This window comes from Amycolatopsis sp. YIM 10 (genome assembly GCF_009429145.1).
In the GTDB taxonomy this organism is placed as follows: domain Bacteria; phylum Actinomycetota; class Actinomycetes; order Mycobacteriales; family Pseudonocardiaceae; genus Amycolatopsis.
On the sequence record NZ_CP045480.1, the window covers coordinates 9,444,291 to 9,459,094 of the forward strand.

Sequence of the window (14,804 nt, forward strand, 5' to 3'; positions counted from 1 at the left end):
GGTCAGCGGGTGGGGAGGAGGGGGGTGCGGGAGTGCCAGGTGCCGTGTGGTTCGAGGGTGATCGTGCGGACGTCGTCTTCTGCCCGCGAAAGCCGCACCACGAGGTGGTTGGTGTTCAGGCGGTCGGCGGAGCCTTCACCCCATTCGACGACCACGGCCGAGGCTTCCAGGTCGGTGTCCAGGTCGAGGTCGTCCAGCTGAGCCAGGTCCCCGCCCAGCCGGTACGCGTCGACGTGCACCAGCGGCACCGGGCCCGGGTGCACCCGCGCCAGCACGAAGGTCGGCGAGCTGACCCGCCCGCTCACCCCCATCCCCTCGGCGATGCCCCTGGTCAGCACGGTCTTGCCGGCACCGAGCGGCCCGGCCAGCAGCACCAGGTCGCCCGCCCGCAGCTCACGGCCGAGCGACCGGCCGAAAGCGATCGTGTCCTCGGGAGTCGCGCACTCGAAATTCACCGGTTCAACCACCGCCACAGTCGTCGTGAGGAATCCGCGCCGTCCACTCCGGCGCAGCGTTGCACCAGGTCGATCAGGTGGCTGTTCACCAACTCCGGCTGTTCCAGCTGCACCATGTGCCCCGCGCCGCGCACGCGCACCAGCTCCGCGTCCGGTAGTTCGGCGGCGATCCGCTCCGCGTGCGAATAGGGCGTCACCCGGTCCGAGTCGGCGCCGATCACCAGTACGTGCGCGTGCTTCAGCCCGGCCAGCGCCGCGTACCGGTTGTGGCTGCCGAGCGTGTTGGCGAAGTTCACCAGCCCCAGCACCGGCGTCACTTCGAGCATCTCCAGCATGAAGTCGACGATCCGCGGGCTGACGTCCCGCGCGCCGAAAGCCAGCCGCCGCACCGCTTGCCGCGTCAGCTGCCCGCCGGCGGCCCGCACGAACTCCACCAGCCCCGGCTGCCAGCCCGCCAGCTCGCTCACCCCGCGCGTCAGCGGGTTGTACTTCGACAGCAGCCCGCGCGGGATGCCGCGCGTACCGACCTCACCGGCGGCCGTCGCGATCAGCGCCACCCCGCGCACCCTGTCCTCGAACAGCTCCGGGTGCCGCTGGGCCAGTTCCATCACGACCATGCCGCCCATCGAATGGGCCATCAGCACCAGCGGCCCGTCCGGCGCGACCGCGCGGATCACCGCGTGCAGGTCCTCGGCCAGCTGCTCGATCGTGCTGGTTTCCTGAGTCGCCGCTCCGGAAAGCCCGTGGCTGCGATGGTCGAAGTAGACCTGCCGCACCCTCGGCAGCGTCAACGCCGCCAGGTCGCGTCGCTGGAAGTGCCAGCTGAGCTGGGAAAGCGCGAAGCCGTGCACACCCACGAGCGTCAGCGCGGGCCGTCCACCATCAGCGGGGTCGACCTCGGCGACAGCCAGCGGGGTGCCGTCGTCGGCGGCCACCGTCGACGTCCGATCCGGCTTGAGCTCACCGAGCGGCTCGTCGGCGAACGGATCCACGCGATGACGCTTCTGCTGGGTGGCGATGGTGATCGCGGCGGCGGCCGACCCGGTCAGCACGGCACCGATGCCACCGGCGATCGCCAGCAGCCTCCGTGACGGAGCCGCCATCAGCGCTGCCCCGCGTACCTGCGGACCATCCGCGGCCGGTACATACCGGTGACGATCTCGTAGTCGATGGTGCCGATCTTGTCCGCCCATTCCGTGGCCGTCGGCGCCCCGCCGTCACCGGTGCCGAACAGCACCACCTCGGCGCCCGGCTCCGGCTCGTGGTCGCCGCAGTCGACGACGATCTGGTCCATGCAGACCCGGCCGGCCACCGGCCGCCGCTGCCCGTCGAGCCAGACGTCGAGGCGACCGGACAGCGTGCGCGGCACGCCGTCCGCGTAACCGACGGGCACCAGTGCCAGCGTGGTGGCCGCATCGGCGGTCCACGTGTGTCCATAGGAGACGGACTCGCCCGCCTCGACCCGTTTGGTCGAGACCACCGACGAGCGGAAGGTCATCGCCGGGCGCAGGTCCTCCCGCTGCGGCACGGGGTTCAGCCCGTACATCGCGATCCCGACGCGCACCAGGTCGAAGTGCAGATCCGGCCTGGTCAGCGTGGCCGCCGAATTCGCCAGATGACGCAGGGGGTTCAGGCCCGCTTCGAGCGCGACCTCGTGCGCCTGCTGGAACCGCGCGGCCTGCGCGTCGATCGACGGGTGGCCGGGTTCGTCCGCGCAAGCCAGATGCGACCAGATGCCGACCACCTCGACGGCGGGATCGGCGGCGGCCGACTTGACCAGCGCGGGCCAGGCGTGCGGCGGACAGCCGTTGCGGGACAACCCGGTGTCGATCTTCAGGTGCACGCGCGCGCGTGCACCGGCCCGGCGCGCCGCCTCGGCCGCGCGCTCCAGCTCACCGGCGTTGCTCAGACCGAGATCCACCCCCGCTTCGATGGCGGGGGTGTAGTCGGTGTCCGCGGTGTCCAGCCAGGCCAGCATCGGCGCCTGGATACCCGCTTCGCGCAAGGTCAACGCCTCGGCCAGCGAACAGGCGCCGAGCCAGGTCGCGCCCGCCTCGAGCGCGGCGCGCGCGACCGGCACCGCACCGTGCCCGTAGGCGTCCGCCTTCACCACCGCCATGGTCGCGGCGCCGGAAGCGGCCGCGCGCCCGGCGAGCAGCGCGAGGTTGTGGCGGATCAGGTCCAGGTCGATGCGGACTTCAGCGCGTGGGAACGGGTCTGGGCTCATGACCAGCCCATTTTCCCACAGTGCTCACTCCAGGCGGGCTCCGGTGGTGGCGGAGAACACGTGCAGTTCGTCCGGGCGCACGCGGAAGTGCAGCGTGTCGCCCATCGACGGCGGCGTCCGCGGGTCGACCCGCGCCACCACCGTGGTGCCCGCCTCCGGGTCGTCGCCGGCCAGCTTGCCGTAGCAGTAGGCGTCCGAGCCGAGTTCCTCGACGAGGTCCACCTTGACCGGGATCGTGGTCTCGCCCGCCGGCGCGACCTCGAGCGACTCCGGCCGGAAGCCGACGGTCACGCCGTCGTCACCGGCCTTGGCGATGATCTCGCGCGGCAGCGCCACCTTCGCACCGCCGACGTTCGCGCCCTCCGCGGTCAGCGACGCGGCGACGAGGTTCATCGCCGGGGAGCCGATGAAACCGGCGACGAAAGCGTTTGCGGGGCGCTCGTACAGCGCACGCGGGGTGTCGCACTGCTGCAGCACACCGTCGGACAGCACGGCCACGCGGTCGCCCATGGTCATCGCCTCGACCTGGTCGTGCGTGACGTAGACGGTGGTGACGCCGAGGCGGCGCTGCAGCGCGGCGATCTGCGTGCGGGTGGACACGCGCAGCTTGGCGTCCAGGTTGGACAGCGGCTCGTCCATCAGGAAGACCTGCGGCTCACGCACGATCGCGCGGCCCATCGCCACACGCTGGCGCTGACCACCGGAGAGCGCCTTCGGCTTGCGGTCGAGGTAGTCCTCGATGTCGAGCAGCTTGGCCGCGTCGCGCACGCGCTCCTTGATCTCCGACGCCGGCTTGCCCGCGATCTTCAGCGCGAAGCCCATGTTCTGGCCGACCGTCATGTGCGGGTACAGCGCGTAGTTCTGGAACACCATGGCGATGTCCCGCGACCTCGGCGGCAGCTGGGTGACGTCGCGGTCACCGATCCAGACCGCTCCGTCGTCGATGTCCTCCAGCCCGGCGAGCATGCGCAGACTGGTCGACTTGCCGCAGCCCGACGGCCCGACCAGCACCAGGAACTCGCCGTCGGCGATCTCCAGGTCGAGCGCGTCCACCGCGGGACGGTCGGCTCCGGAGTAGTGCCTGGACGCCTTGTCGTAGGTAATCGTCGCCATTCAGCTATCCCTTCCTAACGCTCGCGCGTGCACGAGTTCGCGGGCGGCGTGGTGCCGCTGCCGGATTTCCTTGCCCGCGTCGGTGTCCGGCTCACCGAGTCGCAGCACATCCGAACCCCGCCAGCTCGGCGGCGCGGTGGTGCCTGCCAGCGCCCAGGCCGCCTGGCGGGCGGCCCCGAGCGCCACGTACTCGGCGGGCGCGGGCAGCTCGACCGGGAGGCCGAAGATCACCGGCGCGGCCGCGCGCACGCTGGCCGACTGCGCGGCGCCGCCGATCAGGAGCACCCGGCGCGGTTCGACCCCGTGCCCGGCGATCGCCTCCAGACCGGCGGCCAGTCCGCACAGCATGCCCTCCACGGCCGCGCGAGCCAAGTTCTCCGGCTTCATGTTCGACCTGGTCAGACCGAGCAAGGTGCCGTTCGCATCCGGCAGGTTGGGGGTGCGCTCGCCGTCCAGGTAGGGCAGCAGGGTCAACCCGCCCGCACCGGCTTCCGCGGCCAAAGCAAGGTCGTCGAGACCCGCCAGGTCGACGCCGAGCAGGTCGGCGGTGGCGGTGAGCACCCTGGCCGCGTTGAGCGTGCAGGCCAGCGGGAGGAAGCGGCCGGTGGCGTCGGCGAACCCGGCGACCGTGCCGGAGGCGTCGGCGGGCGGGGTCTCGGACACCGCGAACACCGTGCCGCTGGTGCCGAGCGAGACCACCACGTCACCCGGGCCCAGCTCGAGCGCGAGAGCCGCCGCCATGTTGTCGCCGGTCCCGGCCGACACCAGCACCCCGTCCTCCGTCTGCCCACATGCTTCTGCGGGCAAAAGCAGGTCCGGCAGGGCAGGGACCCGGCCGAACGCGCGCTTCAGCAGGTCGGTGCGGTATTCGCCGGTGGCCGGTGAGAAGTACCCGGTGCCGGAGGCGTCGCCGCGGTCGGTCGCGATCCGCTCCGGGCGGCCAAGGATGCGCCAGGTCAGCCAGTCGTGCGGCAGCACGACGCGTGCCACCCGCGCGGCCAGTTCCGGCTCGTGCTCGGCGAGCCACCGCAGCTTGGTGATGGTGAAGCTGGCGACCGGCACCGAGCCGACCGCCTCCGCCCAGGCCCCCGGCCCGCCGAGTTCGGCGACCAGGTCCTGCGCCTGCGGCCCCGAGCGGGTGTCGTTCCACAGCAGCGCGGGCCGCACGACTTCGCCGTCCTCGTCCAGTGCGACCATGCCGTGCTGCTGACCGCCGACGCCGATCGCCGAAACCCCGTCGAGCAGGCCGTCGGCGGCCTCGGTGAACGCCGTCCACCAGTGCTTCGGATCCACTTCGGTGCCGTCCGGGTGCGTCGCGCGGCCCTCGCGGACCACCGCACCGGTCTCGGCGTCGCAGATCACCACCTTCGCCGATTGGGTCGACGTGTCGACTCCGGCGACCAGTGTGGGAGTGTGCATGGTCACGAGCCTGGCCGGACTTGGAGCTTCCGTCCAGTACTTGCGCGGAACATGTCCAGTGCGCGCGGGTAATCGTCGAGCGCGAGCGAGTGGCTGATCATCGTTCTGGCGTCCACCGCGCCCCGTCCCATCAGCTCCACCGCGCGCCCGTAGCTGTGCAGCACGGCCATGCTGCCGACGATGGTGATCTCGTCGTTGTACACGCGAAACGGCGAGAACGACGCGGTCGCCTCGGCCGGAGCGACGCCGAACTGCTGGTAGGTGCCGCCTCGCCGGACGCGGGTCAGCGCGTCCTCGATCGCCGCGACCACCCCGGTGCAGTCGATCACCACTTCCCAGCCGTCCGGCCGGTCGAACATGTCGGCGTTCGTGGCGACCGCGTCGGCGCCGAGTGCTTTCGCGGTCGAAAGCCGGTCGGCGTTGAGGTCGACGACGGACAGGGAGCCGGCGCCCGCCACCCGGGCCAGTTGCAGCATCAGCAGGCCCATCGTGCCCGCGCCGTAGATCAGGTAGTGCTCCCCGAGCCGCCGCGGCAGCAGGTCGAAGCCGCGCACCGCGCACGACAGCGGCTCGATCAGCGCCGCCTCCCGCACGTCGACGCCCTCGGGCAGCCGGTAGCAGTTGCCCGCCGGCGCGAGCGCGTACTCCGCGCTGGCGCCGTTCGTGGTGACCCCGATCGCCGCCCACCGCTCGCAGAGGTTGCCGCGGCCGATCGCGCAGTAGTGGCACTCCCCGCAGAACAGCGACGGGTCGACCGCCACCAGATCGCCCTCCCGCAGGTCCGTCACGCCCTCACCGAGCGCGACCACCTCACCGGCGAACTCGTGCCCCGGCACGATCGGATAGGGCGTCGGCTCGAACTCGCCGTCGACGATGTGCAGGTCGGTCCCGCAGATCCCGCAGGCCGACACCGCCACCACCACCTGCCCGGCACCCGGCGCCGGATCGTCCACAGTGGACACAGTTACCGTGCCGGGTTCCTCGATCACCACCGCGCGCATGCTCAGTCCTTTCCGTTGCCGTGCACCTGCTCTACGGTCACGCCGAGTTCCCGCATGGCCGCCACCTCGTCCGCCGGCGTTCCGCCGTCGGTGATCACCAGGTCGTAGGCGGAGACGTCACCGTGTGCGTAGGTGGCCGTCTTCCCGAACTTCGTGTGATCGGCGACCAGCACGTTCCGGTTGGCCATGCGGAGCGCGCCCCGCTTCAGCTCCCCGTAGTCCTGCACCGGGTGGTACAGCCGCCCGCCGGCCACCGCGGTCACCGAGACGAAGCCCAGATCGGCGCGCGTGCGGTCGAGCGCGGCGAGCGCGTCCGGTCCGATGCACGAATCGAACTCGGCGTTGTACCGGCCGCCGATCACGATCAGCTCGATCCCCTCGGCCGGGCCGAAGATCTTGATCGCGCTCATCGAGTTGGTGATCACCACCAGCGGCGAAATGGCCGCCATCCGCCGCATCAGCGGGAACAACGTGGTCGAGTCGTCGACAAAAACCGTCTGGCCGGGGCGGACCTCGGCGATCGCCACTTCGGCCAGCGACTCCTTGAGCGCGGTGTTGAGCCCTTCGCGAAAGCGGGTCGCGGTCTCCATGGTCAGCGCCGGGTACGCCTCGACCTTGCCGCGCAGTTTGCGCAGCAGGCGACGCTCGGCGAGGTCGTCGAGATCGCGGTGCATGGTCATCAGGCTCACGCCGAACGCCCCGGTCAGGTCGTCGATGCGCACCTCGCCGAGTTCGATCACCCGGCGCAGCACCTCCTGCCGCCGCTGCTCGACGGCGGCGTCCGACGGTCGCGCCCTAGGCATGCGCCACCTGCGGCAGCACCACGGGCTTGATCACGCTGGGATCGGTTTTGGCGATGGTGAGTGCCTGCCCGACTTCCGCCAGCCCGAACCGGTGGGTGACCAGCCGGTCGAGGTCGACGTCGCCGCCGGCGGCCAGTGCGATGGCCGTCGGCCACGTGTTGGCGTACCGGAAGGTCCCGGTGACCTCCAGCTCGAACCCCTGCACGTGGGCCAGCGGCAGCGGGATCTCGTCACCGCCCATGCCGATCAGCACCACCCGGCCGGCCCGGCCCACCTTGCGGATCGCCGCGCCGATCGCCCTCGGCGCGCCGGAGCACTCCAATAGCACGTCCGGTTCGAAGGCGGAGTCGGCCAAGTCCTCTTTGGACACATCGATGGTGGCGGTGGCACCCAGCTCACCGGCCAGCGCGAGGCGTTCGGGATTGATGTCGGTGACCACGATCTCGGTGGCACCGAAGGCCCGCGCGGTCTGCGCGACGACCAGCCCGATCGGCCCGGCGCCGGTGATCAGCACACGCGCGCCCGGACCGACCGACGCCTTGCGACACGACCAGACCCCCACCGACAGCGGTTCGAGCAGGCCCGCCGCTTCGTCGGAGATCTCGTCCGGCACGGCGTAGGCGAAGTCCTCGCGGAGCACCACGTACTCGGCGAACGCGCCGTCGATCGGTGGCGTGCCGAAGAACCGCATGTCCGGGCACAGGTTGTACTGGCCGATCGTGCACTGCTCGCAGGTCGAGCACGGCACCCCCGGCTCGATCGCGACGCGCTGGCCGATCTCGTGTGCCCGCGCCTCGGCGCCCCTCGCGACCACCACACCGCTCGGCTCGTGGCCGAGCACCAGCGGTTCGCGCACCACGAAGTCACCGATGCGGCCGTGCTCGTAGTAGTGCACGTCCGAACCGCAGGTGCCCACGGCGGCGACCCGGATGAGCACCTCGTGCGGGCCCGGCTCTGGCACCGGACGCTCCTCCAGCACCACCTCCCCCACCCCGCGCAACACGGAAACCTTCATGGTTCCGGGGATCTTCTTCATGCTCACTCTCCCGTCACGGCACCCAGCGTCAGCCCGGTGACCAGCCAGCGCCGCACCGCGAGGCCGGCCACGATCATCGGTAGCACCACTATGGTGCCGATGGCGGTGAGCTGCCCCCAGTCGATGCCGGTCTGGGTGACCAGCTGGTCGGCGGCGATCGGCAGCGTCTGCGAATCCGGCCCGCTGAACACCAGCGCGAACGCGTAGTCGTTCCACGAAAACACCAGGCACAGCACAAAAGTGGTGACCAAACCTGCTTTTGTCAGCGGAAGTACCACGTGCCGGAAGGCCTGCCAGCGCGTGCAGCCCGCGACCAGCGCCGACTCCTCCACCGACGGCGGGATCTCCGCGAAGAAGGCGCTCATCAGCCAGATCGCGAACGGCAGGTTGAAGGTCAGGTAGGCCAGGACCAGTCCCGGGATGCTGTCGATCAGCCCCGCGCCGCGGAAGAGCAGGAACAACGGCAGCACCACCACGGCGATCGGCGCCATGCGGGTGGAGATGATCCAGAACGCGACATGCTTCTTCCCGCGAAAGCGTGTCCCCGCGAGCCCGTACCCGGCGAGCGCGCCGAGCACCACCGCCAGCACCGAGGAGATCCCGGCGGCGAACACGCTGTGCAGGATGTACGGGCCGAGGTTGTTCGCCCCGGAGAACAGCTTCGCGTAGTTGTCCAGCGTGGGGTCGAAGAACACCCGCGGCTCGGGCGAGGTGACGTCGGTGTCCGACTTGAACGAGGACAGCGCCATCCAGGCCAGTGGAATGAGCGTCCACAACAGACCGACGAGCACGAGCACCCTCACGCTGACGCGGGCGCGCAACGGGCTCCGGTCGATCGGGGTCGTCGATGCGGTCATCGCGCGAGTCCCTTCTTGTCCAGCAGCCGCACGAAGGTCCGCGCGATGATGATCGACACCACCAGCATGACCAGCCCGATCACCGCCGCGTAGCCGAGGTCGAAGAACCGGAAAGCCGTTTCGTACAAGCGGATCGGTACCACCTTCGTGGCGTCGGCCGGTCCTCCGTTCGTGGTCACCGAGATGATGTCGAAGTAGCGGATCGCGTCCATCGAACGGATCAGCAGCGCGACCAGCAGCACGCTGGAAATGGACGGCAGGATGATGTGACGCAGGTTCTGCCAGCCACTCGCGCCGTCCAGCGCGGCGGCTTCGCGCACGCTCTGCGGCATCGAAGTCAAGCCCGCCAGTGTGATCAGCGCGATCAGCGGCGTCCACTGCCAGACGTCCATCGCGACCACCGCGATGAACGCGGACGTGCCGCTGCCGAGGATGTCCTCCTCGTATCCGAGCAGCTTGAACACCCAGGCGTACAGGCCGAAGGTCGAGTCGGTGAGGAACCGGCCGAGCAGCCCGACGATCACCGGCGCGACGAACATCGGCAGCAGGAACAGGCTGAGCACGGTGTTGCGCCCGCGGGCCAGTTTCCACAGGCAGAGCGCGAAAATGAGTCCCAGCCCCATTTCCAGGCCGACGGTGAGCACAAAGAAGGCCAGCGTGCGCAACCACTGCACGCCGAGATCGAGATCGGTGAAGAAGCGGATCCAGTACTCGAGGCCGACCCATTCGAACGACACACCGCCGAGCAGCCGCACGCGGCTGAAGCTCATCGCGATGACGGTGAACAGCGGGATGAACGACAGCGCGGCGAGCAGCAGCATGCCCGGCGTCATCATCCGGCCGTGGAAGCCGAGCTTCCTCACGAGGCCCACCCCCTGGCGGTGACCCGGTCGATCCGGGTGGCGGCGGCGCGCATGGCCTCGGCCGGGTTCGAATCACCGGCGAGCATCTTGGACAGTTCGGTGTAGATCGCCGTGTCGCACTCGTTCCACATCGGGATCTTCGGGCGCAGTCCGATGTTCTCCGGTTGCCAGGCCGTCGAGACGGCGGGCGCGGTGAGAATGTTCGGCATCGGCGACGGGCGTTGTTCGGCCTGGCGGACTTCGGGCAGCCGGTAGACCGAGTCGCGGGTCGGCGTGCCGCCGCCCGCGCTGCTCTTGAGGTTCGCGAGCTGGGTTTGCGGTGAGGTCGCCCAGTTCATGAACAGCCACGCGGCGCGGCGCTGGTTGGGCAGGGTGTTGCCGCTGATCGCGATGCCGCAGCCGCCGTAGTGGTTGGCCGAGCGGACCGGCCCGCGCGGCAGCGGCGCGTAGCCGAACTTGCCTGGCATGGCCTTCTCGTTGGCGGCGGCGTACTCGTGCCAGTTGACGCACATCGCGACGCGGCCGGAGCTGAGCGCGGGGGCGAGTCCGTTCCAGTCCCAGGTCTTCGACGACGGGTCGGCGACTTGGAGCAGCCGCTGGTACACCTCGGCCGCGGCGATCGCCGCGTCCGACCCGAGGCGGCAGGGGCCGGGATCGACCGTGCCGTAGAGGCCGATCTCCTTGCCGTTGTCGAAGTAGTCGCCGCCGTAGGCCCAGAGCACGTTGGAGAAGTCGCACATCAGCGAGTCGTGCTGCTTGGCCTGCTGCCCGGCGCCGAAGGCGACCTCGTCGGTGTTGTCGTTGAACCAGCGGGCGATCCGGAAGTACTCCTCCCAGGTGCGCTCGATCCCCGGGGTCGGGTCGAAGCCGAGGTCCTGTGCCATGCGGGGACCGTGCTTCTCGAAGAGGTCGGCGCGGTACTGCCAGATCATCGTCGGGCAGTCGTAGGGCAAGGCGAAGATCTTTTCGCGATCCCCGAACCGGCCGGCCGCGTCGAGCTGCGTCGGGATGAAGTCGCCGAACCCACCCTCCAACGCCGGCAAGCTGCTTTCGCCCGCTAAAGCACGTAGGTCGACAAGCCCCTTCGAGTAGGGCGCGAGGACTTGGTACGGGTCGGCGTAGATCACGTGGTACTGGGACTCGCCGCCGGCCAGGTCGAGCGCGACCTTCTGCACCATGGCGGACAGCTCGAGCGTGATGATGTTGACGTTGATACCGGTCAGCTCGGTGAACGGCCGCAGGTTGGCGGCGATGGCCGCGGTGGGGGCGGTGTTCTCGGAAATCAGGTTGAGCGTGGTGCCGGCGAACTGACGCCAGCGATCGTCGGTGGCCAGGCGCACCGCGTCCTCACGCGCCCCGCACGCGCCGAGAGCCGCAGCCACCCCACCCCCCACCACCCCGCGCAACAGGCTTCTGCGGGCAAAAGCATGTCGAGTACCCGGTGCCGCCATTGGCTCCTCCGAAGACCTGGGGTCAGACGCATGCCGTTCCGCGCATGCTGCGACGGAGCCCATTCTTACCAGAGATTCACCCCGTTGTTAACACAAAATGCGATAACTACGGGCAGGCGCCGCGAACCTGCTTCTGCGGGCAAAAGCAGGTTCGGACAAAACGGGCAGGCTGGGGTGGCGGGCGGCTTTAGCCAGCAGAAGCCGGAACCGCAGGTCAGCGGGTGATGGAGGTGCGGATGGCGCGGATGGCGGCCGGGATCGCCGCTTGGATCTTCGAAGCGGGGACCGGTACGCCATCGGCGGCCAGGTAAGCGGCCAGAGCGTGCACGTGCGCAGCCGCCCCGGCGGCCAGCCACGGGTCCAGGCCGGCCGCGAGCAGCGCGCCGATCAAGCCCGAGAGCACATCCCCCGAACCGGCCGTCGCCAGCCACGAGCCGTTCGCCACGTTCACCAGCGTCCGGCCGTCCGGCGCGGCGACCACCGTGCTGTGCCCCTTGAGCAGGACAACCGCGTCGAACCGCCGCGCGGCCGCCCGCGCCGCCGCTGGTCGGTCCGCGCCCGGCGCCGCCCCGGTCAGGCGCTCGAACTCCCCGGCGTGCGGCGTCAGCACGAGCGGCGTGCCCGGATCACGCGCGTCCAGCACGTCCGGGAACTTCGCGATCAGTGTGATCGCGTCGGCGTCCGCGCAGACCGGGACACCCTGCTCGAGCACGTGCCGCAGCGTCTCGCGGCCCTCGTTCCCGGTCCCCATGCCCGGCCCGGTCACCCACGCCTGCACCCGCCCCGCGTCGGTCACCGAACCGGTGCCGACCACCTCCGGCCAGTCCGCGCGCACGACGTCCGCCGCCGAACCGGCGTATCGGACCATGCCCGAGGTCGCCAGCACGGCCGAGCCCGTGGCCAGCACCGCCGCGCCTGGATAGGTGGCCGAACCGGCGGCCACCCCGGTCACGCCCTGGCTGTACTTGTTGTCCTCCGGCCCCGGCACCGGCCAGGCCGCCGCGACGTCGGCGACCCCGAGCTGCACCAGATCCGGCTCATCCAGCTGACCAGCCAGCCCGATGTCGACGAGCTGCGTTTGCCCGCAGAAGCCGGGGTTGAGGACGTGGACCGGTTTGCGGGCGCCGAAAGTGACCGTGCGCGTGGCGCGGACGGCCGGGCCGTCGACCTCGCCGGTGTCCGGATCGACGCCGCTCGGCAGGTCGACCGCCAGCACCGGCGCGCTCACCTGGTCCACCAGCTTCGCCGCGTCCGGACGCAGTGGACCGCGCGCGGACAACCCCACGATCCCGTCGATCACCAGGTCCGCCTGCTCGACCGCGGGCCCACCTGCTTCTGCCCGCAGAAGCCGCCCGCGGGCGCGGCGCAAAGCGGCGAGTCCGGCTTCGTGCGCTCGTTCCGGATTCAGCAGCACCGCGGTCACCGCGACCCCGCGCCTGCGCAGGAAGGCACCGGCCCACAGCGCGTCACCGCCGTTGTTCCCGGCACCGACCAGCAGGGTCACCCGCGTTCCGGCCACCCGCCCGGTGTGCTCGACGAGCATCCGCGCGGCGTGCACCGCGACACCGAACGCCGCTTTGTGCATCAACGCGCCCTCGGGCGTGACGGCCAGTAGCTTCTCCTCGGCCGCCCGAATCCGGTCGGTGGTCCAGATCCCCAGCACGCGGTGACCTCCCGCTTTACTCCACGGTGACGGACTTCGCCAGGTTACGCGGCTTGTCGACGTCGTACCCGCGGCTGCGCGCGATCTCCGCCGCCAGCACCTGCAGCGGCACGGTCGAGACCAGCGGCTGCAGCAGCGTCGGCACCGCCGGGATCTCCACCAGCTCGTCGGCGAACGGGCGCACCGTCTCGTCGCCCTCTTCGGCGATCACGATCGTGCGCGCTCCCCGCGCCTGGATCTCGCTGATGTTCGAGACCAGCTTGGCGTGCAGCACCGCGCGGCCCTTCGGCGACGGCATCACCACGACCACCGGCAGCCCGTCCTCGATCAGCGCGATCGGACCGTGCTTGAGCTCACCCGCCGCGAAGCCCTCGGCGTGCATGTACGCCAGTTCCTTCAGCTTGAGAGCGCCCTCCAGCGCCACCGGGAAGCCGACGTGCCTGCCGAGGAACAGCACCGCCTTCGAATCGGCGATCTGCCTGCCCAGTGCCTTCACCTGGTCCACAGTGGACAGGACCTTCTGCACCGCGGCGGGCATCGCCTCCAGCTCGGCGAACTCGCGGGCCACCTCGTCCGGGTACTTGGTGCCGCGCGCCTGCGCCAGCGCCAGGCCGACCAGGTAGTTCGCGGCGATCTGCGCGAGGAAGGCCTTGGTCGAGGCCACGCCGATCTCCGGACCGGCGTGGGTGTAGAGCACCGCGTCGGACTCGCGCGGGATCTGCGCGCCGTTGGTGTTGCAGACCGCCAGCACCCTGGCCTTCTGCTCACGCGCGTGGCGGACGGCTTCGAGCGTGTCGGCCGTCTCGCCGGACTGGGAGACCGCGACGACCAGGGTGTCCCGGTCGAGCACCGGGTCGCGGTAGCGGAACTCGCTGGCCAGCTCGACCTCGACCGGCAGGCGGGTCCAGTGCTCGATGGCGTACTTGGCGACCAGGCCGGAGTGGTAGGCCGAGCCGCAGGCGATCACGAAGACCTTGTCGACGTCGCGGAGGTCCTGATCGGACAGGCGCTGCTCGTCGAGAATGATGCGGCCGTTGTCGAAGTGCCCGCGCAGCGTGTTCGCCAGCGCCTCGGGCTGCTCCTCGATCTCCTTGAGCATGAAGTACTCGTGGCCGCCCTTTTCCGCGGCCGAAAGATCCCAGTCCACGGTGAACGGCTTGGCCTGGGCCGGCTCGCCGGCGAAGTCGCTGACCTCGTAGCCCTCGCGGGTGATCACCACGACCTGGTCCTGGCCCAGCTCCACGGCCTCGCGGGTGTGCTCGATGAACGCGGCGACGTCGGACGCGACGAAGGTCTCACCTTCGCCGACGCCCACCACCAGCGGCGAGGAGCGGCGCGCGGCGACGATCGTGTCCGGCTGGTCGGCGTGGGTGACCACCAGGGTGAAGGCGCCTTCGAGGCGGCGGCAGACCGAGCGGACGCTGGCCGCGAAGTCACCGGCGGTGTCGCCGCTGGTGTAGGCGCGGGAGATCAGGTGCGCCGCGGACTCGGTGTCGGTGTCGCTGCTCAGCTCGACGCCCTCGGCCTCGAGTTCGGCGCGCAGGGTGGCGAAGTTCTCGATGATGCCGTTGTGCACGACGGCGACCCGGCCGCTGACGTCGCGGTGCGGGTGGGAGTTGCGGTCGACCGGCGGGCCGTGCGTCGCCCACCGGGTGTGGCCCATGCCCGCGGTGCCCGCGAACTCCTTGCGCCCGGTCAGGTCGAGCTGGGCCTCCAGGTTCGCCAGGCGGCCGGCCTTGCGCTCGACGTTCAGCGCGCCCTCGCCGTCGAGCACGGCGACGCCCGCCGAGTCGTATCCGCGGTACTCCATCCTCCGGAGCCCGCCGAGCACTACGTCCAGCGCCTGCCGATGACCGACATATCCCACGATTCCGCACACGCCCACCAGGGTAACGACGCACCCTCAGCCCCCACGC

General features: G+C 70.5%; 13 protein-coding genes. All 13 read right to left on the reverse strand.

Annotation, left to right across the window (positions count from 1 at the left end; genetic code table 11):
• Positions 1–2: 2 nt before the first annotated feature.
• Positions 3–455, reverse strand: coding sequence for a tRNA (adenosine(37)-N6)-threonylcarbamoyltransferase complex ATPase subunit type 1 TsaE (gene tsaE, locus YIM_RS43710; RefSeq protein ID WP_194239947.1), 453 nt, complete (start codon positions 453–455; stop codon positions 3–5).
• Complete coding sequence (locus YIM_RS43715; RefSeq protein WP_194239948.1) at positions 452–1,558, reverse strand: alpha/beta fold hydrolase; 1,107 nt, start codon at positions 1,556–1,558, stop codon at positions 452–454. The genes tsaE and YIM_RS43715 overlap by 4 nt, the downstream gene beginning before the upstream one ends.
• On the reverse strand, positions 1,558–2,682 hold the full coding sequence (gene alr / locus YIM_RS43720; protein ID WP_153035950.1) for an alanine racemase: 1,125 nt from the start codon (positions 2,680–2,682) through the stop codon (positions 1,558–1,560). The genes YIM_RS43715 and alr overlap by 1 nt, the downstream gene beginning before the upstream one ends.
• Before the next feature lie 24 nt (positions 2,683–2,706).
• The gene (locus YIM_RS43725) at positions 2,707–3,795 is read right to left on the reverse strand and encodes an ABC transporter ATP-binding protein (RefSeq protein ID WP_153035951.1); all 1,089 of its coding nucleotides are present in this window, start codon (positions 3,793–3,795) and stop codon (positions 2,707–2,709) included.
• Positions 3,796–5,214, reverse strand: a complete 1,419-nt coding sequence (gene xylB / locus YIM_RS43730; protein WP_153035952.1) for a xylulokinase — start codon at positions 5,212–5,214, stop codon at positions 3,796–3,798.
• Between the two features lie 2 nt (positions 5,215–5,216).
• The gene (locus YIM_RS43735) at positions 5,217–6,215 is read right to left on the reverse strand and encodes a zinc-dependent alcohol dehydrogenase family protein (RefSeq protein WP_153035953.1); all 999 of its coding nucleotides are present in this window, start codon (positions 6,213–6,215) and stop codon (positions 5,217–5,219) included.
• A gap of 2 nt (positions 6,216–6,217) precedes the next feature.
• On the reverse strand, positions 6,218–7,018 hold the full coding sequence (locus tag YIM_RS43740) for a DeoR/GlpR family DNA-binding transcription regulator (protein WP_153035954.1): 801 nt from the start codon (positions 7,016–7,018) through the stop codon (positions 6,218–6,220).
• On the reverse strand, positions 7,011–8,054 hold the full coding sequence (locus tag YIM_RS43745) for an NAD(P)-dependent alcohol dehydrogenase (RefSeq protein ID WP_228004385.1): 1,044 nt from the start codon (positions 8,052–8,054) through the stop codon (positions 7,011–7,013). The genes YIM_RS43740 and YIM_RS43745 overlap by 8 nt, the downstream gene beginning before the upstream one ends.
• A 2-nt stretch (positions 8,055–8,056) precedes the next feature.
• The gene (locus tag YIM_RS43750) at positions 8,057–8,911 is read right to left on the reverse strand and encodes a carbohydrate ABC transporter permease (RefSeq protein ID WP_153035955.1); all 855 of its coding nucleotides are present in this window, start codon (positions 8,909–8,911) and stop codon (positions 8,057–8,059) included.
• Complete coding sequence (locus YIM_RS43755) at positions 8,908–9,774, reverse strand: carbohydrate ABC transporter permease (protein ID WP_228004386.1); 867 nt, start codon at positions 9,772–9,774, stop codon at positions 8,908–8,910. Before YIM_RS43755 ends, YIM_RS43750 begins: the two co-directional genes overlap by 4 nt.
• Entirely contained in the window at positions 9,771–11,156 is a 1,386-nt protein-coding gene (locus YIM_RS43760) for an extracellular solute-binding protein (RefSeq protein WP_228004387.1), read from the reverse strand. The genes YIM_RS43755 and YIM_RS43760 overlap by 4 nt, the downstream gene beginning before the upstream one ends.
• Positions 11,157–11,439: 283 nt before the next feature.
• Positions 11,440–12,888, reverse strand: a complete 1,449-nt coding sequence (locus YIM_RS43765) for an NAD(P)H-hydrate dehydratase (protein WP_153035957.1) — start codon at positions 12,886–12,888, stop codon at positions 11,440–11,442.
• 16 nt (positions 12,889–12,904) lie between these two features.
• Entirely contained in the window at positions 12,905–14,767 is a 1,863-nt protein-coding gene (gene glmS, locus YIM_RS43770) for a glutamine--fructose-6-phosphate transaminase (isomerizing) (protein ID WP_153035958.1), read from the reverse strand.
• Positions 14,768–14,804 lie beyond the last annotated feature (37 nt).